Origin of the sequence: Spirillospora sp. NPDC049024 (assembly GCF_040649235.1) — a bacterium.
In the GTDB taxonomy this organism is placed as follows: Bacteria; Actinomycetota; Actinomycetes; order Streptosporangiales; family Streptosporangiaceae; genus Spirillospora.
Genome location: NZ_JBEZFD010000029.1, coordinates 18,712 through 43,130 on the forward strand (window position 1 = coordinate 18,712; position 24,419 = coordinate 43,130).

Here is a 24,419-nt window from a genome sequence, read left to right on the forward strand (position 1 = left end):
GGTGAGGGCGGGCGCCACAACGGCCAGGCCACGGCGACGCTGACCAAGACGTTCACCGCGTTGCGATCCTCGCCCGCCGGTGAGGGCGGGCGCCACAACGGCCAGGCCACGGCGACGCTGACCAAGACGTTCACCGCGTTGCGATCCTCGCCCGCCGGTGAGGGCGGGCGCCACCTGAACGGCCGCTACTACAACGGCGACGGCGTGTATCAGTTGCGATCCTCGCCCGCCGGTGAGGGCGGGCGCCACCCTCTTTGGTCAGAGGGTCGCGCGACCGGAGTTCGTCGTTGCGATCCTCGCCCGCCGGTGAGGGCGGGCGCCACCACGGCCCCCAGCACGATCGACACGGCCAGCACGACGTTGCGATCCTCGCCCGCCGGTGAGGGCGGGCGCCACCCGCTCGACCCGGTCGCCGGTGTTCGCGTTCTCGTAGACGTTGCGATCCTCGCCCGCCGGTGAGGGCGGGCGCCACTGGGCGGCCGAGGGGAGCGGCTTGAACGGCTATACGTTGCGATCCTCGCCCGCCGGTGAGGGCGGGCGCCACCCCGGCTCCCACCTCGCGGGGGTCCTGGCCATCGAGTTGCGATCCTCGCCCGCCGGTGAGGGCGGGCGCCACAGCCCCGCGACGAGGCGACCTCCTGGACGTGGGACCCGGTGTTGCGATCCTCGCCCGCCGGTGAGGGCGGGCGCCACTCTCCTGCTGGATCAGGCCCTGCTCGTGCAGCTCGGTGTTGCGATCCTCGCCCGCCGGTGAGGGCGGGCGCCACGCCACCCGCCACGGCGAGAAAGGCATATGGGGAGGTTGCGATCCTCGCCCGCCGGTGAGGGCGGGCGCCACACCTGGCGGACTACGTGTCCGACATGCGGCAGACGGTGGAGGTTGCGATCCTCGCCCGCCGGTGAGGGCGGGCGCCACCGGCGCCGATGGCCAGGCTCTTGAGGTCCAGACCGTTGCGATCCTCGCCCGCCGGTGAGGGCGGGCGCCACCGCACTAAGTCCCTTTCCGGACAGCCGATGCGGACGTTGCGATCCTCGCCCGCCGGTGAGGGCGGGCGCCACACGGACCGGTATGAGGCGGAGTACGTCCTGCCGGTGGTTGCGATCCTCGCCCGCCGGTGAGGGCGGGCGCCACTGTGGCTGATGATCCGGCCGGTCCACGTCGGGTTGCGGAGGTTGCGATCCTCGCCCGCCGGTGAGGGCGGGCGCCACTGCCGTCGGCGTGCTCCGACGTGAAGGGCTCGTGGTTGCGATCCTCGCCCGCCGGTGAGGGCGGGCGCCACCCTCGTGGACAAGATCGGCGACAAGATGGCCGCCGAGTGGTTGCGATCCTCGCCCGCCGGTGAGGGCGGGCGCCACGCGCGGCCAGACAGTCACGAGCACGATGGATGAGCTGAAGTTGCGATCCTCGCCCGCCGGTGAGGGCGGGCGCCACCGAGGTCGTCGGCGACTTCACCACCACCAATGAGAGGTTGCGATCCTCGCCCGCCGGTGAGGGCGGGCGCCACTCCATCTGAACAGCTGTTACTTCTCACCGTAGTGAATCAGCTACGAGATGGACTTGCGCGAACACCCCAAAGGCTCCCATAGGTCCTTCGGAACCACCGGGGCATTTTGTGCTCACTCATGGTTCCGAAGTACCGCAAAGCAAGGCGATGCACAGCTCTAGGTGCGTCTTGTGATCGAGACGCAGGGGCGCAGAGTCCCGAAGTTCACGGTCTAGCGTCTCAACCATCGCAGACCGACGACGTCAGGTTCATCGCCTTAACGCTCGCCAGAAGCAACCATCTTCCGCCTCAGCTCTTACGTCGACAACCTCGGCATGGGCACTGTGGTCGCGCTTAGAAGCCCATCACGCCGAGGGGCGCTGGGCACCGGAGCCTGCGAGTCCGAAAATCGGCCAGCCAACCGCGTGGCGAGGATGGCTGAGAGTGTCGACTGGGCAACCGATCCAGGACCGTCCGCGGACCGGGCAGGGACCCGGGCGAGACGGCGCATAGAGGACGGTTCGGAAGCCGACGGATCGCCGCGAGGCCCGGCGCGAGGGTGTCTCCAGCGTGACACGTGGGTCGTCGGAGGGGCGGTTCATGCGCACCAGTCGCATGACGTCCAGGGTGATAGATGAGTGATAGAAGATCTTAATTCAAGATCAATAAGCCCGAAGCAGGTAGCTTGACCTGCGGGAACGCTGGAGCGGGTGACGGGAATCGAACCCGCGCTGTCAGCTTGGGAAGCTGAAGTTCTACCATTGAACTACACCCGCGTCGGGCGGCCTTGACGGTGCCCGTGCCTTGGTTACTGTACCGGATCGTCGGTGGGGGTGTGGCGTGGGATAGCTTTCTGGGGTGCTGCTCTCCGATCGCGATATCAGGGCCGAGCTCGAGTCCGGGCGGGTCAAGATCGACCCGTACGAGCCGGTCATGGTCCAGCCGTCCAGTGTGGACGTTCGACTGGACCGGTACTTCCGGGTGTTCGAGAACCACCGGTATCCGCACATCGATCCCGCTGTGGAGCAGCCGGATCTGACGCGGCTGGTCGAGGTGGACGCCGAGGAGGCGTTCGTGCTGCATCCCGGGGAGTTCGTGCTCGCCTCGACGTACGAGGTGTTCGGGCTGCCCGAGGATCTCGCGGCGCGGCTGGAGGGCAAGAGCTCGCTCGGGCGGCTGGGGCTGCTCACGCACTCGACGGCGGGGTGGATCGATCCGGGGTTCAGCGGGCACGTGACGCTGGAGCTGTCGAACGTGGCGACGCTGCCGATCAAATTGTGGCCGGGGATGAAGATCGGCCAGATGTGCCTGTTCCGGACGAGCTCGCCGGCGGAGTACCCCTACGGGTCGGCGAAGTACGGGTCGCGGTACCAGGACCAGCGGGGGCCGACGCCTTCACGTTCGTACCAGAACTTTCACCGGACGAAAGTGTAGTTGGTTCGTTACCCGAACGTGACGCAAGTCACCAAAAGATGAAACATGTTCTCTGGACGGGTAGTTTCGGGCGACGCACAGGCATGGCGTTCGGTTGACACCCTCTTTACCTGAGGGCCGGGGGCCTGCACGGACGAGGCGACCCGTTTCCGCGCACCGGCGTGGGAACCCGGAAGGAGATCGTGTCAGTACTCCGCGCGGAAAGCGTCACCAAGCTCTTCGGCCGCAGGACGGCCGAGGCACAGCGGAAACTCAAGGCGGGCGCTGATCTGTCGGCGATCCGCGACCTCGGAGTCACACCGGCGGTGGTGGACGCCACGTTCGAGGTCCGGCAGGGCGAGATCTTCGTGGTCATGGGCCTGTCGGGGTCGGGGAAGTCGACCCTCATCCGGATGCTGAACGGACTGCTCGGGGTCACGTCCGGAAGTGTCGAGATCGACGGCCAGGACATCGCCAAGCTGCCGCCGAAGGCGCTGCGGGCGCTCCGGCAGCACAAGATCAGCATGGTCTTCCAGCACTTCGCGCTGTTCCCCCATCGGACGGTCCTGGCCAACGCGGCGTACGGGCTCGAGGTCCGCGGCGTTCCCAGGGAGGAACGAGAGAGGACCGCCCGGGAGTTCCTGGCGCTGGTGGGTCTCGAAGGCTGGGAGAGCAAGCTCCCCGGTGAGCTGTCGGGCGGGATGAAGCAGCGGGTGGGGCTCGCCCGCGCGCTCGCCTCGGGTACCGACATCATCCTGATGGACGAGGCGTTCAGCGCCCTGGACCCGCTGATCCGCCGGGAGGTCCAGGACCTGCTGCTCGATCTGCAGAGCCGGTTCGGCAAGACGATCGTCTTCATCACCCACGACCTGAACGAGGCCATGCGCATCGGCGACCGCATCGCGGTGATGCGGGAGGGGCGGATCGTGCAGATCGGGACGGCCGAGGAGATCCTCACCGACCCGGCCAACGACTACGTCGCCCAGTTCGTCGCGGATGTGGACCGTACCAGAGTGCTGACGGCGGCTTCGGTGATGGAGAAGCCGCTGGTCACGGTGCCGGCGTCGACCGGGCCGCGGACGGCCCTCAGGACGATGCGCGAGCACCAGACCTCGGCGGCGTTCGTGGTCGGGCGGGACCGCAAGCTCGTCGGACGGGTGCGGGCGACGGTCATCGCGGACGCCGTGCAGGAGAACGTCCAGACGCTCGACGGCCTGATCGACCCGGAGGACCCGGCGCCGGTCGCGCCGGACACCCCGGTGGCCGACCTGTTCGTGCGGGTCGCCGAGAGCGACCTGCCGGTGCCGGTGGCGGACGAGAAGGGGACGCTGCTCGGCGTGATCCCCCGGGTGACGCTGCTGGCGGCGCTCGGCGCGATCAACTCCCACGTGGAGGAGATGGTCGAGGAGGACGAGCCGGAACTGGCGCTGACGAAGGAGGGTGGCAGCGGTGACGACGACTGACGCGGCGATGAAGCTGCCCCGGGTGCCGGTCGGCGAGTGGTTCGACGGCCTGGTGAGCTGGTGCACCGACAACCTGTCGTGGCTGTTCGACGGGATCGGCTCGGCGATCGAGGCGGCGGTGGACGGGCTGACGAGCGTCCTGACGCTCCTGCCGCCGCTGGGGCTGACGCTGGTCCTGGCACTGATCGCGCTGGTGATCAGCGGCTGGAGGCTCGGCCTGTTCACGGTCCTCGGGTTCGCGCTGGTCGACAGCATGGAGCTGTGGGAGCCCGCGATGGACTCGCTGGCCCTGGTGCTCGTGTCGGCGCTGGTGTCGACGGTGGTGGCGATCCCGATCGGCATCGCGGCGGCGCGCAGCGACATGGTGAGCCGGATCGTCCGCCCGGTCCTCGACTTCATGCAGACGATGCCGGCGTTCGTGTACCTGATTCCGGCGATCTTCTTCTTCAGCATCGGCTCGGTGCCCGGCGTGGTGGCGACGGTGATCTTCGCGATGCCGCCGGGAGTGCGGTTGACCGAGCTCGGCATCCGCGGCGTGGACCCGGAGATGGTCGAGGCGGGCGAGGCGTTCGGCACGCCGCCGGGCCGGATCCTGACCCGGATCCAGATCCCGCTCGCGATGCCGTCGATCATGGCGGGCGTCAACCAGCTGATCATGCTGTCGCTGTCCATGGTCGTCATCGCGGGCATGGTCGGGGCGGGCGGCCTCGGCGGCGAGGTGCTGGAGGGCATCAACCGGGTGGACGTCGCCAAGGGCTTCGAGGGCGGTATCGCCGTCGTGGTCCTCGCCATCTACCTGGACCGCCTGACCGGAGCGCTGGGCGACGGCCCGAGCATGATGCGCGCGCTGTTCACCCGCCCCCGCGCCGGCGAGGCCGCGATGGCCGGCCTCGGCGGCAACTGATTTCCGCTCCCCCCACATAACCCCCTGTAAGCGAACGAAAGGATGGGCATGCGCTTCAAGTTGAAGGGCCTGACGGTCGCCGCGCTGACGCTGACGCTCGGTCTGAGCGCCACGGCGTGCGGTGATTCCGACTCCGGCGGGGGTGGGAAGGACAAGGAGATCACCATCGGCATGGTCGCGGGCTGGGCCGAGGGTGAGGCCGCCACGGCCCTGTGGAAGCGGCTCCTCACCGACAAGGGCTACAAGGTGGACGTCAAGACCCTCGACACCGGACCGCTCTACGCGGGCATGGCGAAGGGCGACGTCGACCTGTTCGTGGACGCCTGGCTCCCGGGAACGCACGAGGACTACTGGAAGCAGTACGGCGACAAGCTGGAGAAGGTCGGCTCCTGGTACGACTCGGCGCCGCTGACGATCGCGGTCCCGAACTACTCCCCGCTGAAGACGCTCGACGACCTGAAGGGCAAGGGCGGCGCGTACGGCGGCAAGATCGTCGGCATCGAGAAGAGCTCCGGCCTGTACCGGGTGTCGCAGGAGAAGATGCTCCCCGCCTACGGCCTGAAGGACGAGTACAAGGTCACGACGTCCTCGACGGCGGCGATGCTGACCGAGCTCAAGAAGGCGATCGACGCGAAGAAGGACATCGTCGTCACGCTGTGGCGCCCGCACTGGGCGTACTCGAAGTACCCCATCCGCGACCTGCAGGACCCGAAGGGCGCGATGGGCAAGCCGGACGGCATCTACACCGTCGCCCGTGAGGACTTCGGCAAGGACCAGCCCGAGGTCAGCGGCTGGCTGAAGAAGTTCAAGATGGACGACAAGCAGCTCGGCGCCCTTGAGGACCTGATGGAAAACCAGTACAAGGGCAAGCCGGACCAGGCGGTCGACGAGTGGCTCAAGACGAACCAGAGCTACGCCACGTCGCTGACCGGCTGACGCCGGGAACGTTCCCAGAGAGGGCCGTCCGGGTTTCCGGGCGGCCCTCTCTCAGCTCGCGAGCCCGACGCTGAACAGGACGGCGGCCAGCCCGAGCCCGGTGGCGGCCAGGGTCATGAACCGCGGATGGACGCTGTGCGCCTCGGGCAGGATCTCGGCGGCGGCCAGGTAGAGCAGGACTCCGGCGAAGACGCCGAGGTAGGGGCCGAGGACGGCGTCGGGGACGGTCGCCAGCATGCCGATGGCCGCCCCGGCGACCGGGGCGGCGGCGTCGGCGAGCAGGAGCAGGACGGCGGGGCGCCGGTCGCCGCGGTACAGCGAGGCGGCGGTGAAGGTGTTGAAGCCGTCCGCGAAGTCGTGGGTGACGACGGCGAGCGCCACGAAGACCCCGGTCTCGGTCCCGGTCTGGAAGCCGAAGCCGATGCTCAGGCCGTCCACCAGGCTGTGCACGACGAGCGCGAGCGCGGCGAGCAGCCCGCCGGAGCCGGAGCCGCGGACGTGCGCGTGCGGGGCGTACTCCTCCTCGTGGGCGCGGTGGATCGCCACCGCCTGCTCGACGACGTGCAGCAGCACGAACCCCGCCGCGAAGCCGATCATCGGGGCGGGGACGCCGAACGGGCGGTGCCGGGTCAGCTCCAGCGACTCGGGAATCAGGTCGAACGCGACGACGCCGAGCATCAGCCCGCCGGCCAGGCCGAGGACGAGGTGCCGGTGGTCGCGGACCCGCATCGCCGTGAGGCCGCCCGCGAGCGTCATCAGGAACGCGAGGACGGACACGAGCACGGCCATCCCTGGGTTTTACCAGCGCGCCGACCGCCCCAATCCCCTCCGGGCGGCGGGGGCGGACCCGCCGGCGGGATGCCGCCGCCCGCTCGCCGGTCGCGCCCCGCCGCGCGACGCTGCGAGCGGACGGCGCGTCACTTCAGCGCGTCGGCGTCGACCACGGTCTTCGCCGGCGGCCGCCGGACGTCCACCGGCTGGTCGTAGGCGAGGTAGTCGACCCGGTTCCCCGCGCCGCCGTCGAGCCGCAGCACGTACGGCTCACCGCGCATGGCCACGTGGATCTTGTCCCCGGTCGAGGCCACCAGGGCCACGGTGGGGACGCCGCCGACCGCCCCGGTCTGGCCCTTCTTCCAGCCGTCCAGCGACTTCACGGCCTCGGTGAGCAGGGCCGACCGGTCCGTGAAGAGCGCCATCTCCTTGAAGTCGCGGTTCTTGACGGTCGTCCTGAGGTGCTTGCCGGACAGCAGCTGCACCGCGGGCTTCCCGCCGATCGACTTCCAGAACGCGTCGTCGCCCTTGAAGTAGAGGTCCGTGCCGATCCTGGTGATCTGGATGTTCTGGGCCCCCATCCCGAACGATCCGGTCGCCTTCGCCTTCCCCGCGTAGCGGAAGTCGAGCGCGTACTTCTCGCCCTCCTCCTCGACCTGCCCCCGCATCCGCAGTGACTTCGCCGACGCCGTCGCCTTGCGGGCGCGGCTCAGGATCTCGGCGGCGTTCAGCTTCTCCACCCCGTTGGGCATCGCGGAGGCGGGCGTGGGAGCGGCGGAGCGCGCGGCCGGCGTGGCCGCCGCCTTCGCCGTCTCCTTGTCCTCGGCCGGGCCGCAGCCCACGGCGAACGCCACCGTGAGCACGAGCGCGGCCGACAGTCCCGGCGCGCGGCCGGCCCGCAGTCGGTGATGAGACACCCCGTAGTCCTTTCGCTATTACTTCACGGGGCAATCGTCCCCGTTGTCCGGAAAGAGACTGCTTGATGCCGTTGTCGAACCGCTGTCGTTATGCTGCCGTCACTGCGCCCGGGCTGCGGAACGACTGCGCAGGCGCCGATGACGAGGAGCGGGGGTGGTCGCGCTGCCGGGCGAGGGGTCCGCTCTGCGCTTCGAGATCCTGGGCCGGCCGGCCGCGTGGCGGGACGGCCGGGAACTCGACCTCGGCCCGGGCAAGCAGCGTGCGGTGCTCGCCGTCCTGCTGCTGACGCCCAACCGGGCGGTGTCGACGGCTTCGATCGTGGCGGCGGTCTGGGGCGGCGAGCCTCCCGACAACGGCGCGAACGTCGTCCAGAAGTACGTGGCCGGTCTGCGCCGCGTGCTGGAGCCCGAGCGCTCCCCCCGTACGCCGGGGCGGCTGCTGACGCTGACCGGTGCCGGGTACGCGCTGAACGTCCCGCCCGACGGTCTGGACGCCGAGGTGTTCCAGGACCGGGTGAAGGAGGCCCAGGCCGCGCGGGCCGCGGGCGACGCGGCGCGGGCCGCGGCCCTGCTGCGCGAGGCGCTGGCCATGTGGCGCGGCCCGGCGCTGGCCGGGCTGAACGGCCAGTTCTTCGACGCGGCGCGGGACCGCCTGGAGGAGGAGCGGGCGGCGGCGCTGGAGGCGAGCGCCGAAGTCGGGCTCGACCTGGGGCGGCACGCGCAGCTGGTGCCCGAGCTGATCCGGCTGGTCGCCGAGTTCCCCCTCCGGGAGGGGCTGCGCTACCTGCTGATGCTCGCCCTCTACCGGTGCGGCAGGCAGGCGGAGGCCCTGGCCGCCTACCGGGACGCCCGCGCCTACTTCGCCGAGGAGTTCGGCGTCGAGCCGGGCGAACGGCTCCAGAGCCTGCATCTCGGCATCCTGCGTTCCGATCCGGCGCTGGCCTCACCGCCCGCGCGCGAGCCGGAGGGGGCGGGTGATCCCCCGCCCGAACCGCCGGACGACGATCTTCCCGCGCGCCCCGGAGACGACGGCGCGGCACCGCCGGCCGCGCACGCCGTACCCTCGTTCGCTCCGCCCGACCCGCCGGCCGTATCCGCCCGGCCCGAGGGGCGCGCCGCACCGATCCCGCACCCCTACCTCCCGCCGTCCGCCCCGGCCCATCCGCCCGTGTACGGCCCCCCGCCCGTCGGCGTCATACCGGCGGACCACGGTCGCCCCGCGCCCGCCGCATGGGCGGCGCCCCGGAGACGGCGCTTCCCGTGGGGGCGGATCATCCTGGTGACCGTCCCGATGCTCAGCTTCGGAGCCGCCACCTGGGCCCTGATCGGGTACTTCGCTGGACGGCGCAGGAGCCCCGCGCTCGGGCTGATGGCGTTCGCCTACCTGGTGATGACGATGGTCTTCTTCGCCGGCGCCGACCTCACCGACCCGGAGCAGTCCGGGTGGTGGGACCTCCCGATGGGCCTCTCGCTGCTGGGCACGACGTTCGGGGGCTCCCTCCAGCTGGCCCTCCTCACGGTCGAGCCCGCGGCCTCCGCGCACCACGGCGCCGGCCCGACCGCGCTCGACGTCGAGCTGATCGAGCGCAGGGTCCGCCGGGAGCAGGCCCGCTCCCTCGCGGCGCACCACCCGGCGATCGCCCGGACGCTCGGCATCGGACGCCCCGACCTGCCCCGCGCGTTCGACGACGGGGGCCTGGTCGACGTGAACTCGGCGCCGGAGCACCTGCTGGCCACGCTGCCCGGCCTGGACCCCTACCACGCGAAGCTGGTCGTGCTGGCCCGGACGGCGCACGGCCCCCTCAGCACCGTCGACGACCTCGCCACCCGGCACATCCTCCCGTACCAGGCGGTGTACGCCCTGCGCGACATGCTCGTCGCCCTCCCGCCGGCCGCGGCGGGGGAACCGGACGCGCCGGCGGACGGCGCGGCGCCCCCGGGCCCGCCTCCCGGCACCTGGACCCGCTGACGGAAAGACCCCCGGACCGTGAGGCCCGGGGGTCTGATCCGTTCCGCGCTATTCGGCGGCGACCGCTTCCTTCTCGGGCGCGGTGCCCTCGCCCTTGATGGAGCGGATCAGGAGCTGGGAGACGTCGACGACCTCCAGCGACTCCTTGGCGTCGCCCGCGTTCTTCTTCTCGTTGATGGCGTCGCCCAGCATGACCAGGCAGAACGGGCACGCGGTGGAGACGGTGTCGGGGTTGGTCTCCAGCGCCTCGTCCACGCGCTCGGTGTTGATCCGCTTGCCGATGCGCTCCTCCATCCACATCCGGGCGCCGCCGGCGCCGCAGCAGAAGCCGCGGTCCTTGTGCCGGTGCATCTCCTGCGTCTTGACGCCGGGGACGGTCGCCATGATGTCGCGCGGCTGCTTGTAGACCTTGTTGTGGCGGCCGAGGAAGCAGGGGTCGTGGTAGGTGATGTTCTCCTCGATCGGCGTGACCGGGGTGAGCTTGCCTTCCTCGACGAGGTGCGCGAGCAGCTGGGTGTGGTGGACGACCTCGTAGTTCCCGCCGATCTGCGGGTACTCGTTGGCCAGGGTGTTGAAGCAGTGCGGGCAGGTCGCGACGATCTTCTTGACGCCCGCGTCGTTCAGCGTCTCGACGTTCTGCTGGCCGAGCATCTGGAAGACGAACTCCATGCCGAGGCGGCGGGCCGGGTCACCGGTGCACGCCTCCATGGGGCCGAGGACGGCGAACTTCACGCCCGCGATGTGCAGCAGCTCGGCGACGGCCTTGGTCGTCTTCTTGGCGCGGTCCTCCAGGGCACCGGCGCAGCCGACCCAGAACAGGTACTCGGTGTCCTCGGAGACCTTGTCGTCGACGACGTCGACCTCGAAGTCGAGCTCCTCGATCCACTCGAGGCGCTTCATCTCGGACATGCCCCACGGGTTGCCCTTGTTCTCGAGGTTCTTCAGCATGACGCCGGCCTCGGACGGGAACGAGGACTCGATCATGACCTGGAAGCGGCGCATGTCCAGGATGTGGTCGATGTGCTCGATGTCGACCGGGCACTGCTCGACGCACGCGCCGCAGTTGGTGCAGGACCACAGGACGTCGGGGTGGATGACGCCGTCGTCGCCGACGAGGGCCTTGTCCACCTCCATGGCGAGCTTCTGCTCGTCCGTGAACTTCTGCTGCTGCTCCTCGGACGCGGTGAAGTACGGCGCCTTGGCGAGCGCGTGGTCGCGCAGCTCCAGGACGAGCATCTTCGGCGACAGCGGCTTGCCGGTGTTCCAGGCGGGGCACTGCGACTGGCAGCGACCGCACTCGGTGCAGGTCGCCATGTCGAGGAAGCCCTTCCAGGTGAAGTCCTCGATCTTGCCTCGGCCGAAGACGTCCTCGTCGGGGTCGGCCTCCTCGAAGTCGAGCGGCTTGCCGCCCGACATCATCGGCTGCGCGGCGCCGAGGCCGTCCGGGCGGCGCTTGAACATGACGTTCAGCGGGGCCAGGAAGATGTGCAGGTGCTTGGAGTGGACGACGAAGACCAGGAAGACCAGCGCGACGCCGATGTGCAGCAGCAGGCCGACCGACTCCAGGACCTCCAGCGTGTGGTCGCTCAGCCCGTCGAACAGGTGCCCGACCGCGTAGGAGAAGTAGGCGCCCCTGCCGTAGTCGAGGTTGCCGCTGGCCCACTCCACGCCGCGGAAGAAGAACATCGTCCAGATCACGTTGAAGATCATGAAGAGCGTGATCCAGGCGCCGGACAGGTGCGAGCCCTTGAACCGGGACTTGCGGTCCAGCCGCTTCGGCGAGTTCTTGATCCGGATCGCGGTGAAGACGATCAGGCCGGCGGTGCAGGCGAGCGCGATCGTGTCCTGGACGAAGCCGATCGGCGGCCAGGTCTGCAGGCCCGGGATCTTGGCGTCCAGCCCGAACAGCAGCGCGACGGCCGCCTCCAGGTAGACCGTGATCAGCAGGATGAAGGCCCACATGACCGCGGCGTGCGAGACGCCGGCGAGCGTCCACTTCAGCAGCTTGCGCTGGCCGAGGACCTCGACGGCCTGGCCCTCCACCGCTTTGGCGGGCTCACGCTTGACCTGCAGCGTCCGCTGGGGGTCCGGCTGCCCGCTCTTGGCGATCGCGTACAGGAACAGCACTCGCCTCCCGGCGAGCGCCAGCGCGACCGCCGTTCCGGCGAGCCCGATGACCAACGTGATCCAGAACACTGTTCCGTCCTCCTGGGGTACGGGCGATGGCAGCCAGCGTAGGGCTCGCGTCAGACTGCTCTCCATCCGGGGCCCGAATACTACTCGGCAGTAGCTTACGCGTCACATCCCCTGGTCAGCACCATCTGTGCCGATTTCCGGACCGCCAAGGCCTTCGATCTCCGCCGCATACCCTCGCCAATACCCGCGCACCGATGAGTATCCGCCGGATCACGAGTCCATACCACGTGGCGGGACGCGTCCACCCGCGTCCCGTCCAGCGGTATCCGATACGGAGGGACTCCCGATGACCCCGATGCCCGACCTCGGCCCCGCCGCCCGGCGGATGGCAGGGCTGCTCGCCGACGTACCCGACTCCCGGCTCACCGGGCCGACGCCCTGCGAGGGCATGTCGCTCGGCGCCCTCGTCGACCACGTGAACGGCCTGGCCTTGGCCTTCACCTGGGCGGCGCAGAAGGACTTCCCGGAGGGCCCGTCGCAGCCGCCGTCCGCCGACGCCGCCCGGCTCGACCCTGACTGGCGGACCCGCGTCCCCGAGCGGCTCGACGCGCTCGCGGCGGCCTGGCGGTCCCCGGACGCGTGGCAGGGCATGACCCAGGCCGGCGGCGTCGACCTCCCCGGCGACCAGGCCGGCAACGTGGCGATGAACGAGCTGATCGTGCACGGCTGGGACGTGTCCCGCGCCATCGGCCGCCCCTACGACGTCGGCAAGGAGGAGATCGAGGCGTGCCTGGCCTTCGTCGCCCCGGCCGTCGAGCAGAGCGGCGGGCAGGGCATCCCGGGCCTGTTCGGACCGGCCGTCGACGCGGGAGCGGACGCGTCCGCGCTGGACCGCCTCATCGCCATGACCGGCCGGGACCCGTCCTGGACGGCGGAGCGGAGCTAGTCCTCCGAGGGCTCCGAGACCTGCACGAGAAGGTCGTGGACGAAGTACGCCTCCATCGGCCGCCCGTCGAGCTGGAACGGCACGACGTGGTAGTAGGCGTAAGGACTCCGCGTGGGCTCCCAGCCGAAGAACGCCTCGGCCTCCGGCCGCAGGACCGACCAGGGGCGCATGCCGTCCGCCGACCGCATCGGCTCGCCCGCCCGGCGCACGAACCGCCGGTCGAGGACGTAGTCGCCGGTCTCGGTGTCCAGGCTTGTGTGCTCCAGCCAGAAGTCGGGCCAGAGCGGGAGGGCGAACCGGTGCCGGGAGGGGCCGCCGCCGACCGGATCGCCCAGGATCGCCGCCAGGTCCTTGATCTTCGGCGCCTCCATGACCGCCCACCGGCCGGCCTCCTCCACCAGGCCGGCCGGCGGGTCGTCGTAGGGGGCCGGCATCTCGGGGAGCGCCTCGGGGGCGATGCCGCGCATGTCGCGGAGCACGGAGAGCTGGTAGCCCTCCACGGTCATCGAGCGCGGGGGACGCGGCTCGGGGTCGGCGAACCGTTCGCACGACCAGCACCACCAGGGCTCGGGCCGGCCCATGCAGTCGCCCGTGTAGTAGATCTCACGGCGCTCGTGCCGCCGGTACGGCCCGTCGTCGACGGGCATACCGGCCACCACGGGGACCAGCGGGCCGTCACACCGTTCGCACATGGGGTTCATGGCACTTCAGACGCCGGCCGCCCCCGCGGTGTTCGGTCAGCGGGCAGCCCTGCGTGCACGGCGACGACGAGGTGCAGGGACCGATCCATGGAGCGCTCCCGGCCGGGCCCGCCGGCGACCGTGGATGACCAGGGGATCGGCGGGCATGACGACCAGGCGAGCGACCGGAAGCGCCGGCGGGGGCCGGCCGCGGCCGAGGGGGGGAGCACGATGGCCGAGGACGTCGTCATTGTCGGAGCGGGACTGGCCGGCCTGGCCTGTGCGGTGCGGCTGCACGAGGGAGGGGTGCCCGTCCGGGTGCTGGAGGCGTCGGACGGGGTCGGCGGCAGGGTGCGCACCGACGTCGTGGACGGTTTCCGTCTCGACCGCGGATACCAGGTGTTCAACACCGCCTATCCGGAGGCGAGGCGCCTGCTCGATCTGCAGGCCCTCGACCTGCGGCCGTTCTCGTCGGGGCTGCTGGTCTTCCACGAGGGGCGCCGGGAGCGCGTGATGCTGCCCTGGAGGCACCCGGAACACGCGTTGAGCGGCGTGTTCGCCGACGTCGGGACGCCCGCCGACAAGGCGGCGCTGGCGGCGATGACCGCCCGCGACCTCGTCGCGACCGGCTCCTGGCTGCGCGACGGCCCGGACCGCCGCACCCGCGACGAGCTCCGCGTCCGGGGCATGTCGGACGTGATGATCGACAGGCTGATGCGCCCCTTCCTGGCGGGCGTCCTGCTGGAGCGCGAGCTGGAGACCTCCAGCCGGTTCTTCCACCTGGTCTGGCGGTCGTTCGCGCGCGGCACCATCGCCGTCCCGGCGCTCGGCATGGGCCGCATCCCCGAGCAGCTCGCCGGGCGGCTGCCGACCGGGACGATCTCCCTGAACACCGCCGTGCAGGAGATCGTCGACGGCGGCGTGCGGACCGCGGACGGCGGCACCGTGCGGGCGAGCGCCGTGGTCGTCGCCACCGACCCGCGCCGGGCGGCCGCGCTGCTGCCCGAGATCGAGGCGCCGGCGATGCGCGCCGTGACCACCTTCTACCATTCGGCCCCGGAGTCGCCGCTGGGCGAGCCGATCCAGGTCGTCGACGCCGACGGCGTCATCACCGACACGCTGGTCCTCACCGACGCGGCTCCGGGCTACTCGTCCGACGGCCGCGCGCTCGTCTCGACGTCCGTGCTCGGGACCGGGGTGGACGAGGCGCGCGTGCTGGAGCGGCTCGGCGAGATCTACGGCGGCACGTCCGGCTGGCGGCTCGTGGCCGAGTACCCGATCGAGGCCGCGCTGCCCGCGATGCCGCCGCCGCTGCGGATGCGCCGTCCGGTGCGGCAGGGCGCCGGGCGGTACGTCTGCGGCGATCACCGCGACACCGGCTCCCAGCAGGGCGCCCTGGTGTCCGGGCGGCGCGCCGCGCAGGCGGTGCTCGCCGACGCCGCGCGGCGGAGCGGCGCCGCCCTGCACCCGGCGTAGATCTGGAGAACCGCGTCCAGGTCGCGCTGCTCGCCTGCGAGGCGGGCCTGCCGGGCCGGCGGGACGGCGCGGACCCGGGTCAGACGCGTTCGAAGATCGCGGCGAGGCCCTGGCCGCCGCCGATGCACATCGTCTCCAGGCCGTAGCGGGCCTCGCGGCGGTCCATCTCGCGGGCGAGGGTGGCGAGGATGCGGGCGCCGGTCGCGCCGACGGGGTGGCCGAGGGAGATACCGGAGCCGTGCACGTTGACGCGGTCCCAGTCGGCGTCCTTCAGGCCCCATTCGCGGGCGACGGCGAGGACCTGCGCGGCGAACGCCTCGTTCAGCTCGATGAGGTCGATGTCGGCGAGGGTGAGGCCGGCGGCGGCCAGGGCCTTGGCGGTGGCCGGGACCGGACCGATCCCCATCGTCTCGGGCGGCACCCCGGCGCGGGCCCACGAGACGAGCCGGACGAGGGGCCGCAGGCCCAGCTCGGCGGCGCGTTCGGGGGTGGTGACGACGCAGGCGGCGGCCGCGTCGTTCTGGCCGCTGGCGTTGCCCGCCGTGACGGTGGCCTCGGGGTCCTTCCTGCCGAGGACGGGACGCAGCTTCGCAAGGCCCTCGGCCGTCGTGTCGGGCCGCGGGTGCTCGTCGGTGTCGACGACCGTGTCCCCCTTCCGCGACCGGACGGTCACCGGGACGATCTCCTCGGCGAACACCCCCGACCGCTGGGCGGCCACCGCGCGCTGGTGGGAGCGGACGGCCAGCTCGTCCTGCTCCTGGCGTCCGATGCCGTACTCGCGGCGCAGGTTCTCGGCGGTCTCCAGCATCCCGCCCGGAACGGGGTGGTTGACGCCCCCGGCGGTCACCCGGCCCTGCGCGAGCGCGTCGTGCAGTTCCAGGGACGGCCCGCGCACGCCCCAGCGCGCCGCCGTCGTGTAGAAGGGCGCGCCGCTCATGCTCTCCGCACCGCCCGCGATGATCACGTCGCTGACCCCGGTCTGGATCTGCATGGCGGCGTTGACGACGGCCTGGAGCCCGGACCCGCACCGCCGGTCGAGCTGGCTGCCGCCGACCGTGACCGGGAGCCCGGCGTCCAGCGCGGCGACGCGTCCGATGGCGGGGGCGTCGGAGGTGGGGTAGCAGTGCCCGAGGATCACCTCGTCGACCGCGTCCCCCGGCAGGCCGGTGCGCTCGACCAGGGCGCGGACGACGGTGGCGGCCAGCTCGGCGGGCGTGACGGTCTTGAGCGCCCCGCCGAACCGGCCGATGGGGGTACGCAGCGGTTCGCAGATCACCGCGTCGCGCATGGTGGGCTCCTCGGGACGGGGGTCGCGGGCACTTCGCAGGGTACGGCCCCCGCCCTGGAGGGCGGCGTCGGGGCTCGCGTCCCGCGGAGGGTTGAATGCTGGTACCCATGGCGGTGGCGAACCGGGACGTGGGCCGGAGGGCCGGACGAGTGCGGGAGGCGACGTGGAGCAGTGGGCGGGCCGGGCGACGACGATCCGGGTGATCGGGGCCGGGGCGATGGGGCGCGGTATCGCGCAGCTCGCCGCGGCGGGCGGGCTGACCGTGGAGCTGGCCGACATCCGGACGCAGGCCGTGATGGAGGCGGTCCAGTACGTCCGCGGCATGTTCGACCGGCTCGCCGCGAAGGGGCGCATGGCGGCGGACGAGGCGGAGGCGGCGAAGGGGCGGCTCCGGCCGGTCGGTGAGCCGCTCACCCCGTTCCAGGACTGCGACCTCGTCGTGGAGGCCGTCCGGGAGGACATGGAGACCAAGCGGGAGCTGTTCCGGTCGCTGGAGAAGGTCTGCCCGGCGCACACGGTCCTCGCCACCAACACCAGCTCGCTGCCGGTGACGGCGATCGCCGCCGCGCTGAAGGACCCGTCCCGGGTGGCGGGGCTGCACTTCTTCAACCCGGTGCCGCTGATGCGGGTCGTCGAGGTGATCCCGGGGGCGCGCACGGCCGAGTGGATCCCGGACGCGCTCGCCGACCTGGTGAGGCGTCTCGGCCACACCCCCGTGCTCGCGCCGGACGCGCCCGGCTTCCTCGTCAACCACGCCGGGCGCGGCCTGGTGACGGAGGCACTGCAGATCCTGTCCGAGGGCGTCGCCGAACCGGTGGACATCGACCGGATCGCCCGCGACGTCCTCGGCCTGAAGATGGGGCCGTGCGAGCTGCTCGACCTGACCGGGATGGACGTGTCGCACCCGGTGATGGAGTCCATCTGGACGGGCTTCTACACCGAGCCGCGGTTCCGCCCGTCCAGGATCGGCCGGGCCCGCATGGAGGCCGGGCTCCTCGGACGCAAGACCGGCGAGGGCTTCTACAAGTACGTGGACGGTGTGAAGCAGGAGCCCGCCGAGGCCGGCGCCCCGGCCACCGACTTCCGGCCCGTCTGGTTCCAGGAACCGCAGCACCGCGAGACGCTGGGCATGCTGCTGTCCGAGGCCGGCGTGGAGGTCGAGGCGGACGAGGAGCCGTCCGAGGAGGCCGTCCTGCTGGTCGAGGCCACGGCGGACATGAGCGTCGCCGAGCAGGTCGCCAACGGCCTCCCCGGAGAGCGGACCCTCGGGATCGACGGGTTCTTCGGCTTCTTCGGCCGGATCACCCTCACCGTGCAGCCCGCGCTCGACCCGGAGGCGGGCCGCGCGGCGCTCGCCGCCCTGCTCGCCACGGGACGGCCGGTGACCGTCGTGCGGGACGCGCCCGTCGCCGTCGCGCCGCGGCTGCTGGCGTCGATCGTCAACGTGGGCTGCGGCATCGCCGAGCAGCGGCTGGCCAGTCCCGCCGACATCGACACCGCCGTCCGGCTCGGGCTCGGCTACCCGCGCGGACCGCTGGAGTGGGGCGACCACGTGGGCGCCGAGCGCGTGCTGGAGGTCCTCCACCAGATGCACCAGTCGACCGGCGACCCCCGCTACCGCCCGAGCGCCTGGCTGGACGAGCGGGTGTCGCTCGGCCTGCCCCTCACCGAGACCGGGACCGCCCCGTCCGACCTGCTCGGCTAGCGCCTCGGCCGTCCCTTGTGCGGGGTCCGGCATGGGCACCTCCGGGGGGATGGTCGTCATCCTTTACTCCGCCGGTCCCCGGATCCGCTTTCACGCCGATTCGGGGACCTTCTCCGGCCGGGTGCCTCCGGCGGACGGCTCGGCGCCGCGCAGCACGAGGGCCGCGAAGAGGGCGGTGGCCAGCATGACGCCGGACGCCGTCAGGGAGCCCACGGAGACGGCGTGGGCGAAGGCGTCCTTCGCGGCGTCCGCGAGGCCGGGGTCGCCGACCCCGAGGGCCTCGCCGAGGGAGCGGCGGGCGGCGGCGGGGGCGGAGTCCGGCAGGCCGCGGGCGTAGGCGGCGGAGACGACGCTGCCGAGGACGGCGACGCCGAGCGCGCTGCCGAGCTCCTGCCCGGCATCGTTCACCGCCGAGCCGACCCCGGCCTCCTCGACCGGGACGGCGGCCATGAGCGTGCTGTAGGCGGGCGGTGCGCCGAGTCCCGCGCCGAAGCCGATGACGACGAGCCCGGTCGCGAGCGCGGCGTAGCCGTCGTCCGGTCCGGTCAGCCCGAGGGCCAGGAACCCTGCCGCGAGGACGGAGAACCCGGCGACGAGCGCGGGGCGGGCGCCGAAACGCGACTCCAGCGACGCGCCGAGGCCGTTGCCCGCGGCGGCGGACACGGCGACGGGCAGCAGCGCGAGCCCGGCCTTGAGGGGCCCGTAGCCGTGCACGAACTGGAGCAGCTGGGTCAGGGCGAACAGCGTGCCGGCCAGCGCGAACCCGAACAGCGCGATCATGGCGGCGGCCCCGGAGAAGGCGCGGTCGCGCAGCAGGCGCAGGTCGAGCATCGGTTCGGGATTGCGGTGCTGCCAGGCGGCGAACAGGGCGAGCGCGGCGGTGCCGACGGCCAGCCCGCCGAGCACGCGGGCGCCGGTCCAGCCGTGCGCGGGGCCGGAGATGACCGCCCACACCAGCGCCGACATGCCGACCGTGGACAGCACGGCGCCGGGCACGTCCGCGCGGCGGCGCGGCCCGCGCGACTCGGGGACGACGGCCAGCAGCCCGGCGACGGCGGCCGCGGCGACGGGCACGTTCACCAGGAAGACCGAGCCCCACCAGAAGTGCTCCAGCAGGACCCCGCCGAGCGTCGGTCCGGCGGCGAGCCCGGCCATGGACGTCGCGCCCCAGATGGCGAACGCCTTGGCACGCTCGTCCGGCCCGAAGACCTGCGCCATGATCGACAACGTCCCGGGCATGAGGAACGCGCCTCCCACCCCCATCAGCGCCCGCATCGCGACGAGCTGGGCGGGGCCCTCCGCGAAGGCGGCCAGCAGGGACCCGGTGCCGAACAGCGCGAAGCCGATCAGCATCGCGCGGCGGCGGCCGTGCCGGTCGCCGAGGCCGCCCGCCGTGATCAGCAGCCCCGCGAAGACCAGCGAGTAGGCGTCGATCACCCACTGGACGTCGGACGTGGTGGCGTCCAGGTCCCGCAGCAGGGACGGGATCGCCACGTTGAGGACCGTGTTGTCGACCACGACGACGAACAGGCTGAGGCACAGCACTCCGAGGATCTGCCAGCGCCGCGGATGCGGGGACGGCGGCTCGCTCATGGTCACTCCCTGGTTTCTCGTACAGCGTTCGAGTTGGCTCGCACACTGTACGACTCGCCTCGTACAGTGTTCAAGTCCCGGTACTGTGTACGAGAGAGGGAGGATGTGCCGATGGCCGACAAGAGCAGGGCGCCGTCCGTCTGGATGCGGCCGGAGCGCGCGCGGCGCGCCCAGCCCGCCCTCAGCCGGGATCAGATCGTCGACGCCGCGCTCGACCTGCTGGACGCCGAGGGGCTGGACGGCCTCAGCATGCGCCGCCTCGGCACCCGGCTGAACTCGGGCGCGACGTCGGTGTACTGGCACGTCGCGAACAAGGACGAGCTGCTGGAGCTCGCCCTCGACCGGGTCATGGCCGAGGTGGCCGTCCCGTCGGGCGGCGGCTGGCGGGCCGCCGCGACCGGCTACGCGCGCGGCCTCCGCGCGATGATCCACCGGCATCCGTGGACGGTGACGCTGTTCGGCAGCCGCCCGATGATCGGCCCGAACTCGACCCGCGTCCTGGACGAGGTCCTCGCCGCGTTCCGTGCCGCCGGGTTCACCGGGTTCGACCTCGAGTACGCCTGGTCCGCGGTGGTCGACTACGTCATCGGCGCGGCCGGCAGCGAGGCGAGCTGGCAGCGCAGCCAGCCCGGCACGTCCGCCGCCGAGTGGGTCGAGAACCTCGGGCCCTACCTGGACCGGCTGGACGAGGAGCGCCCCGGGCTCGCGTCCCACATCCGGGAGATCTGGATGAAGGAGACCGGCGACGTCCTGGAGGGCCGCTTCGCGTTCGGGCTCGCCTGCGTCCTCGACGGCCTGGAAGCGCGCAGGCCCCCCGCCCGGTAGGGGACGGAGGGCCCGCGGCGGCGGGGGGCGTCTCGGGAGCGCGTCAGAAGGGCAGCTCCGCGGGCGGCTTCGGCTTGGCGTCGGTCCACCCCGACGAGCGGACGGCCTGGTACTCGATGACGAAGCCCGGCTTCATCTGCGCGTACGGGCCGCCGGGCTCGGTCAGCACGTCCTGCCGGGACAGCAGCGCGCCCGTCCGCTCGTCGAAGACGATCTCCTGGCGGGAGCGGTAGGTCCCCTGCTCGGCCTTCGGCGCGCCGTACTCGCCGGTGATCGTGCTGGTGCGCTCGCCGGCGGCCAATGCGACGCCCGGGCGGCCCAACGGGTCGGTGACGCGTCCGACCGCGTGGACCCCCGGCTGGGCGGCCAGCGCCTTCATCAGGCCCGAACGCACCTTCGGCGGCACCGGGGTGCCGAGCAGCGCCGAGGCGCGCATGATCTTGAGGCCGGGGATCAGGTCGGGCCTGGTCTGCAGAAGCTCCGCCATCCGCTTCTTGGAGCTCGGCTTCGGGTCGGCCCCGCTTGCCGCCATCAGGTCATCGCTCAGGAACATCTCGGCGAGCTTGACCGGGTCGGTCGGCAGGTTCCGCAGCTCCTCGACCGACTTGTCCAGGAACATCCCGCCGCCCTTGGGGTCGACGCCCACCTCGGGCCCTTCCGACCGCCACTTCGACGCCTTGGTGGTGTAGGTGTAGTAGTGGTCGTTGGACCAGACGCGGATGGCCGACGGCGACCCGGCCCTGCGCCACAGCGCCTCGTCCCGCGGGGTCTGCGGGCGGGCCGGGAGGTCTCGGGCGTAGTACGCCTCGCCCATGCCCTTCCTCGCGCCGGTCCAGTTGAACGTCTCGTCGTGGGCACCGAAGATCGCGTACGTTCCGGTCTTCGCCCGCACCACGTAGGCCTGCCCGCTGATCCTCTCGGCGGACCAGTAGTTGCCGGTCGGCTGCTCTGCGGCCTTGTCCGCCGCCACGAGCACCGCCTGCTTGCCCAGGTCCACGGACCCGGGAGGCGCCCCAGGCGACGACCCCGGCGGGCTCTGGCCGGTGGCGACGATGGCGACGGCCGCCGCCGCCCCGGCCGCCACGAGCCCCGCTCCCAGCCGGACCGGCCACCCGAAGCGCCGCAGGCCCGTCCCGGGCGACCGCACGCGCCCGCCGCCCGACGCCATCGCGTCCTCCAGCATCGCCAGCGCCCGCGCCGAAGCGTCCGCCGACGGGGGCGGCGGCTCGCCCAGCAGGCGCCGGACCCGGGCCGTCTCGTTCATGCCTGTCTCGTTCATGCCTGTCTCGTTCACGCGGGCTTCTCCTCAACGATCAGCGCGGGATGGGTTCCGCCGAGCGACTCCCTCAGGCGGCGCCGGGCACGGTGCAGCCGGGACGCGACGGTGCCGGTCTTGAGGCCGAGCGCCTGCCCGACCTCCTCGTAGGTCAGGTCGGCCAGCGCCACCAGCAGCAGGACGTCCCGGTCCCCGCGCGGCAGCCGGGCCAGCGCGGCGGCGAGGTCCTCGCCCGCGCCGCCGGCCGTGACGCGCGCGGTGACCAGGTCCTCGTGCCCGTCCTGGACGTGCTCGGCGGGCGTGCGCGCCAGCGCCCGGTAGCGGCGGCCCTCCGCGCGCCGGTGCAGCCCGATCAGCCGGGTCGCGATCCCGTACAGCCACGGGCGGACCGACCCCCGGTCGGGGTCGAACCGGCCGCGCTTGTTGAACGCGGCGAGGAAGGTCTCCGCGGCGATGTCGTCCGCCGCGTCGACGCCGAGGCGCCGCGCCGCGTACCCGTGGATCGCGGCGAAGTGGCGATGGAAGATCTCCGCGAACGCGGCGGGCTCGCGCCGCGACCGGACGATCGCCGCCGCGTCGGAGGCGTCGGCGCCGGACGCGGCCGGCGCCGCGCCGCGCCGCGCCCCGGGATCCGGCGGGGGGTGAGAGGCCATGAAGGTGATCCTCGTCGTCGGGGGGAGTTCTCGGTCACCCCGCTCTCAACCGATCCCCGGATCCCCCTTCACGCGGAGCGCCCCCCGCCCGGACGTCGGGCGGGGGGCGCGGGGGTCCTGCGCGGCGCGGCCGCTCAGAAGGGCAGCTTCGCGGGCGGCCTCGGCACGGTGTCGGTCCAGCCCGTGTCCCGGACGACCCAGTAGTTGATCACGAACCCGGGGGGCTGCTCCCGGTACGCGCCGCCGGGCACGGTCAGCACGTCCTGCTCGGCGAGCAGCTCACCGGTCGCCTTGTCGAAGACGAGCTCCGACCGCGACCGGTACTCCCCCCGCTCCTGCGGAGGCGCGCCGAACTCCCCGTCCACCTTCGCCACCGGGTTGTCGACGGCCAGCGCGACGCCGGTCCGCCCGAGCGGGTCGGTCGCGGCGCCGAGCGACCGGACGCCGGGCTGCGCGGCCAGCGCCCGCATCAGCCCCGCGCGGACCCGGGGCGGCAGCGGGACGTCCTCCAGCAGCGACGCGGTCACCCCGAGGCTGTGCGACCCGGGCGGCACCCGCTCGGCCAGCTTGGCCCGCTTGGCGATCAGCGCGTCCTTCGGCGTGCGCCGCGTGTAGAACATCCTGGCCAGCGCGTCGGGATCGTCCGGCAGGTTCTGGATCTCCTCGACGGTCAGCTCCTTGCCGGTCCCCTGGACGTAGAACCTCCCGCCGCCCTTGCTGTCGGGATCGTCCGTCTCCCACTTCGTCGCCTTCTGGGGATAGGTCCAGTAGTGGTCGTTCGACCAGACCCTGAACTCCTTCGGCGAGCCGGCGCGCCGCCACGCCGCCGCGTCCCGCTCCGTGAGCGGCCTGGCCGGCAGGTCCCGGGCGTAGAACCCGTTCCCGCCGCCCCGTTCGGCCGCCGACCAGGAGAAGTTCTCGCTGTGTGCGCCGACGATCGCGTACGAGCCCGACTTCGGCCGCATGATGTACGACTGGCCCAGGATCTGGTCGGAGAACCAGTACTTGCCGGTCGGCTGCGCGGCGGCCTTCTCCGCAGCCGCGAGCACGGCCTGCCGGCCGAGGTCGACGGCGGGCGCGGGCGGCGCGGGCGACCCGGACCCGGTCACGGTCACCGCGACGGCCACGGCCGCGCCGGAGGCGACCACGCCGAGCCCCGCCTTGAACCGCCATCCGAGCCGGACGCGGCGGCGGGACGCCGGCTCCTGGAACATCCGGGCGCGGGCCTCGGTCATCTCCCGCAGCGTCGGCGGGGCGGGCTCCCCGTACGCCTCGCTGATCGCGCGCAGCTCATCCATGGTCGTCCTCCAGATCACGCGTCGGGTCGGTGCCGCCGAGCGCCTCGCGCACCTTCTTCCTGGCCCTGCTGAGCCGCGACCCGACCGTCCCGTACGGGACGTCCAGGGCGGCGGCGACCTCCTCGTGGGTGAGGTCGGCGAGCGCGACGAGCAGCAGCACGTCCCGCTCGCCCGCGGAGAGCCCGGCGATCGCGCCGGCCAGCCGGCCGCGCAGGCCCTGCGCGCTGACCCGGGCGTCCACCCGGTCGGCGTGCCCGGCCTCGTCCTGGACGGGGCCGAGCCGGGCCCGCGCCCGCAGCCCGCGCACCTCGCCGCGCCGGTGCTTGCTGATCACGTTGGTCGCGATGCCGTAGAGCCAGGTCCGGACGGCGGCGCGGGACGCGTCGTAGCGCGCCCGCACGCGGAACGCCTCCAGGAAGGTCTGCGCGGCGACGTCGGACGCGGCGTCCGGCCCGAGCCGCTTGGCCGCGTACCCGTGGATCTCGGTGAAGTAGGCGTCGAAGATCTCGCCGAACCGTTCGGGGTCGCGCAGGGACATCCGCATGACGCCGGAGTGGTCGGCCCGCCCCGGACCCCCGTCCCGGGGCGGGTCTGCGGTGAGGGGTTCCCCTGTCATGTGCTGCCTTTCCGTGGCGCGGGCGGCGGTCACTGACGTATCACCCGGAGCCCCTCACCGCTTTCACGAC

18 protein-coding genes, 1 tRNA gene, 1 pseudogene and 1 CRISPR repeat array are annotated in these 24,419 nt (G+C 72.4%); of the genes and pseudogenes, 9 read left to right on the top strand and 11 right to left on the bottom strand.

The annotated features are described in order from the left end of the window. Positions 1–59: 59 nt before the first annotated feature. A CRISPR array of direct repeats spans positions 60–1,505; the repeat unit is 37 nt; unit sequence GTTGCGATCCTCGCCCGCCGGTGAGGGCGGGCGCCAC. Positions 1,506–2,186: 681 nt separating this feature from the next. Beyond that, positions 2,187–2,260 (bottom strand) — tRNA-Gly (locus tag AB0C21_RS37570). Positions 2,261–2,342: 82 nt separating this feature from the next. Between AB0C21_RS37570 and dcd the strand changes: the two genes are divergently transcribed. From dcd to AB0C21_RS37590, 4 genes and pseudogenes are all read left to right on the top strand, one after another. Beyond that, positions 2,343–2,918: a dCTP deaminase gene (dcd, locus tag AB0C21_RS37575; RefSeq protein ID WP_141579376.1), complete on the top strand. Its 576-nt coding sequence runs from the start codon at positions 2,343–2,345 to the stop codon at positions 2,916–2,918. A 182-nt stretch (positions 2,919–3,100) separates the two neighbouring features. After that, positions 3,101–4,360: a quaternary amine ABC transporter ATP-binding protein gene (locus tag AB0C21_RS37580; RefSeq protein ID WP_500210792.1), complete on the top strand. Its 1,260-nt coding sequence runs from the start codon at positions 3,101–3,103 to the stop codon at positions 4,358–4,360. A gap of 163 nt (positions 4,361–4,523) precedes the next feature. Then, positions 4,524–5,264: pseudogene (locus tag AB0C21_RS37585) on the top strand (ABC transporter permease); the annotation flags it as partial. Positions 5,265–5,312: 48 nt separating this feature from the next. Further along, positions 5,313–6,200, top strand: coding sequence for a glycine betaine ABC transporter substrate-binding protein (locus tag AB0C21_RS37590; protein ID WP_500210793.1), 888 nt, complete (start codon positions 5,313–5,315; stop codon positions 6,198–6,200). A gap of 51 nt (positions 6,201–6,251) precedes the next feature. Here the strand turns inward: AB0C21_RS37590 and AB0C21_RS37595 are convergent, their stop codons facing one another. Beyond that, positions 6,252–6,989 (bottom strand): ZIP family metal transporter, encoded by a 738-nt coding sequence (locus AB0C21_RS37595; protein WP_500210795.1) that lies wholly within the window; start codon positions 6,987–6,989, stop codon positions 6,252–6,254. A gap of 128 nt (positions 6,990–7,117) precedes the next feature. After that, positions 7,118–7,888, bottom strand: a complete 771-nt coding sequence (locus AB0C21_RS37600) for a hypothetical protein (protein WP_500210797.1) — start codon at positions 7,886–7,888, stop codon at positions 7,118–7,120. 154 nt (positions 7,889–8,042) lie between these two features. Between AB0C21_RS37600 and AB0C21_RS37605 the strand changes: the two genes are divergently transcribed. Next, the gene (locus AB0C21_RS37605; RefSeq protein ID WP_500210798.1) at positions 8,043–9,857 is read left to right on the top strand and encodes a BTAD domain-containing putative transcriptional regulator; all 1,815 of its coding nucleotides are present in this window, start codon (positions 8,043–8,045) and stop codon (positions 9,855–9,857) included. Positions 9,858–9,905: 48 nt separating this feature from the next. Here the strand turns inward: AB0C21_RS37605 and AB0C21_RS37610 are convergent, their stop codons facing one another. Beyond that, positions 9,906–12,053 (bottom strand): (Fe-S)-binding protein, encoded by a 2,148-nt coding sequence (locus AB0C21_RS37610; protein ID WP_500210800.1) that lies wholly within the window; start codon positions 12,051–12,053, stop codon positions 9,906–9,908. A 286-nt stretch (positions 12,054–12,339) separates the two neighbouring features. Between AB0C21_RS37610 and AB0C21_RS37615 the strand changes: the two genes are divergently transcribed. Further along, positions 12,340–12,939, top strand: coding sequence for a TIGR03086 family metal-binding protein (locus tag AB0C21_RS37615; RefSeq protein ID WP_500210802.1), 600 nt, complete (start codon positions 12,340–12,342; stop codon positions 12,937–12,939). Here the strand turns inward: AB0C21_RS37615 and AB0C21_RS37620 are convergent. Beyond that, a complete protein-coding gene (locus AB0C21_RS37620) occupies positions 12,936–13,631 on the bottom strand; it encodes a hypothetical protein (RefSeq protein ID WP_500210803.1) in 696 nt (231 codons plus the stop codon). The two genes, AB0C21_RS37615 and AB0C21_RS37620, sit on opposite strands and share 4 nt — an antisense overlap. A 96-nt stretch (positions 13,632–13,727) precedes the next feature. On the opposite strand from AB0C21_RS37620, the gene AB0C21_RS37625 reads away from it, so the two are divergent. Beyond that, complete coding sequence (locus AB0C21_RS37625; RefSeq protein ID WP_500210805.1) at positions 13,728–15,095, top strand: NAD(P)/FAD-dependent oxidoreductase; 1,368 nt, start codon at positions 13,728–13,730, stop codon at positions 15,093–15,095. Positions 15,096–15,174: 79 nt separating this feature from the next. Here AB0C21_RS37625 and AB0C21_RS37630 read toward each other — a convergent pair whose 3' ends face one another. Then, positions 15,175–16,383, bottom strand: a complete 1,209-nt coding sequence (locus AB0C21_RS37630) for an acetyl-CoA C-acetyltransferase (RefSeq protein ID WP_500210807.1) — start codon at positions 16,381–16,383, stop codon at positions 15,175–15,177. 163 nt (positions 16,384–16,546) lie between these two features. On the opposite strand from AB0C21_RS37630, the gene AB0C21_RS37635 reads away from it, so the two are divergent. Then, entirely contained in the window at positions 16,547–18,088 is a 1,542-nt protein-coding gene (locus tag AB0C21_RS37635) for a 3-hydroxyacyl-CoA dehydrogenase (RefSeq protein ID WP_500210809.1), read from the top strand. A 90-nt stretch (positions 18,089–18,178) separates the two neighbouring features. Here the strand turns inward: AB0C21_RS37635 and AB0C21_RS37640 are convergent, their stop codons facing one another. After that, a complete protein-coding gene (locus AB0C21_RS37640) occupies positions 18,179–19,681 on the bottom strand; it encodes an MFS transporter (protein ID WP_500210810.1) in 1,503 nt (500 codons plus the stop codon). A 111-nt stretch (positions 19,682–19,792) separates the two neighbouring features. On the opposite strand from AB0C21_RS37640, the gene AB0C21_RS37645 reads away from it, so the two are divergent. Further along, positions 19,793–20,506: a TetR/AcrR family transcriptional regulator C-terminal domain-containing protein gene (locus AB0C21_RS37645; RefSeq protein WP_500210812.1), complete on the top strand. Its 714-nt coding sequence runs from the start codon at positions 19,793–19,795 to the stop codon at positions 20,504–20,506. A gap of 43 nt (positions 20,507–20,549) precedes the next feature. On the opposite strand, the gene AB0C21_RS37650 is transcribed toward AB0C21_RS37645, so the two are convergent. The 4 genes from AB0C21_RS37650 to AB0C21_RS37665 all read right to left on the bottom strand — a co-directional run bounded on the left by AB0C21_RS37650 (position 20,550) and on the right by AB0C21_RS37665 (position 24,349). Next, complete coding sequence (locus AB0C21_RS37650; RefSeq protein ID WP_500210814.1) at positions 20,550–21,785, bottom strand: hypothetical protein; 1,236 nt, start codon at positions 21,783–21,785, stop codon at positions 20,550–20,552. 11 nt (positions 21,786–21,796) lie between these two features. Further along, positions 21,797–22,435: an RNA polymerase sigma factor gene (locus tag AB0C21_RS37655; protein WP_149260489.1), complete on the bottom strand. Its 639-nt coding sequence runs from the start codon at positions 22,433–22,435 to the stop codon at positions 21,797–21,799. Between the two features lie 134 nt (positions 22,436–22,569). Further along, positions 22,570–23,733 (bottom strand): CU044_5270 family protein, encoded by a 1,164-nt coding sequence (locus AB0C21_RS37660; RefSeq protein WP_500210815.1) that lies wholly within the window; start codon positions 23,731–23,733, stop codon positions 22,570–22,572. Then, on the bottom strand, positions 23,726–24,349 hold the full coding sequence (locus tag AB0C21_RS37665) for an RNA polymerase sigma factor (RefSeq protein WP_500210816.1): 624 nt from the start codon (positions 24,347–24,349) through the stop codon (positions 23,726–23,728). Before AB0C21_RS37665 ends, AB0C21_RS37660 begins: the two co-directional genes overlap by 8 nt. Positions 24,350–24,419: the final 70 nt, after the last annotated feature.

What these genes read in the sequence shown, in the direction of transcription:
- AB0C21_RS37660 (WP_500210815.1), bottom strand. Translation starts at nt 23,733, where the DNA reads ATGGATGAGCTGCGCGCGATCAGCGAGGCGTACGGGGAGCCCGCCCCG.
- AB0C21_RS37595 (WP_500210795.1), bottom strand. Translation starts at nt 6,989, where the DNA reads ATGGCCGTGCTCGTGTCCGTCCTCGCGTTCCTGATGACGCTCGCGGGC.
- AB0C21_RS37665 (WP_500210816.1), bottom strand. Translation starts at nt 24,349, where the DNA reads ATGACAGGGGAACCCCTCACCGCAGACCCGCCCCGGGACGGGGGTCCG.
- AB0C21_RS37625 (WP_500210805.1), top strand. Translation starts at nt 13,728, where the DNA reads ATGGAGCGCTCCCGGCCGGGCCCGCCGGCGACCGTGGATGACCAGGGG.
- AB0C21_RS37655 (WP_149260489.1), bottom strand. Translation starts at nt 22,435, where the DNA reads ATGGCCTCTCACCCCCCGCCGGATCCCGGGGCGCGGCGCGGCGCGGCG.
- AB0C21_RS37640 (WP_500210810.1), bottom strand. Translation starts at nt 19,681, where the DNA reads ATGAGCGAGCCGCCGTCCCCGCATCCGCGGCGCTGGCAGATCCTCGGA.
- AB0C21_RS37645 (WP_500210812.1), top strand. Translation starts at nt 19,793, where the DNA reads ATGGCCGACAAGAGCAGGGCGCCGTCCGTCTGGATGCGGCCGGAGCGC.
- AB0C21_RS37615 (WP_500210802.1), top strand. Translation starts at nt 12,340, where the DNA reads ATGACCCCGATGCCCGACCTCGGCCCCGCCGCCCGGCGGATGGCAGGG.
- AB0C21_RS37630 (WP_500210807.1), bottom strand. Translation starts at nt 16,383, where the DNA reads ATGCGCGACGCGGTGATCTGCGAACCGCTGCGTACCCCCATCGGCCGG.
- AB0C21_RS37590 (WP_500210793.1), top strand. Translation starts at nt 5,313, where the DNA reads ATGCGCTTCAAGTTGAAGGGCCTGACGGTCGCCGCGCTGACGCTGACG.
- AB0C21_RS37620 (WP_500210803.1), bottom strand. Translation starts at nt 13,631, where the DNA reads ATGTGCGAACGGTGTGACGGCCCGCTGGTCCCCGTGGTGGCCGGTATG.
- AB0C21_RS37650 (WP_500210814.1), bottom strand. Translation starts at nt 21,785, where the DNA reads ATGAACGAGACAGGCATGAACGAGACGGCCCGGGTCCGGCGCCTGCTG.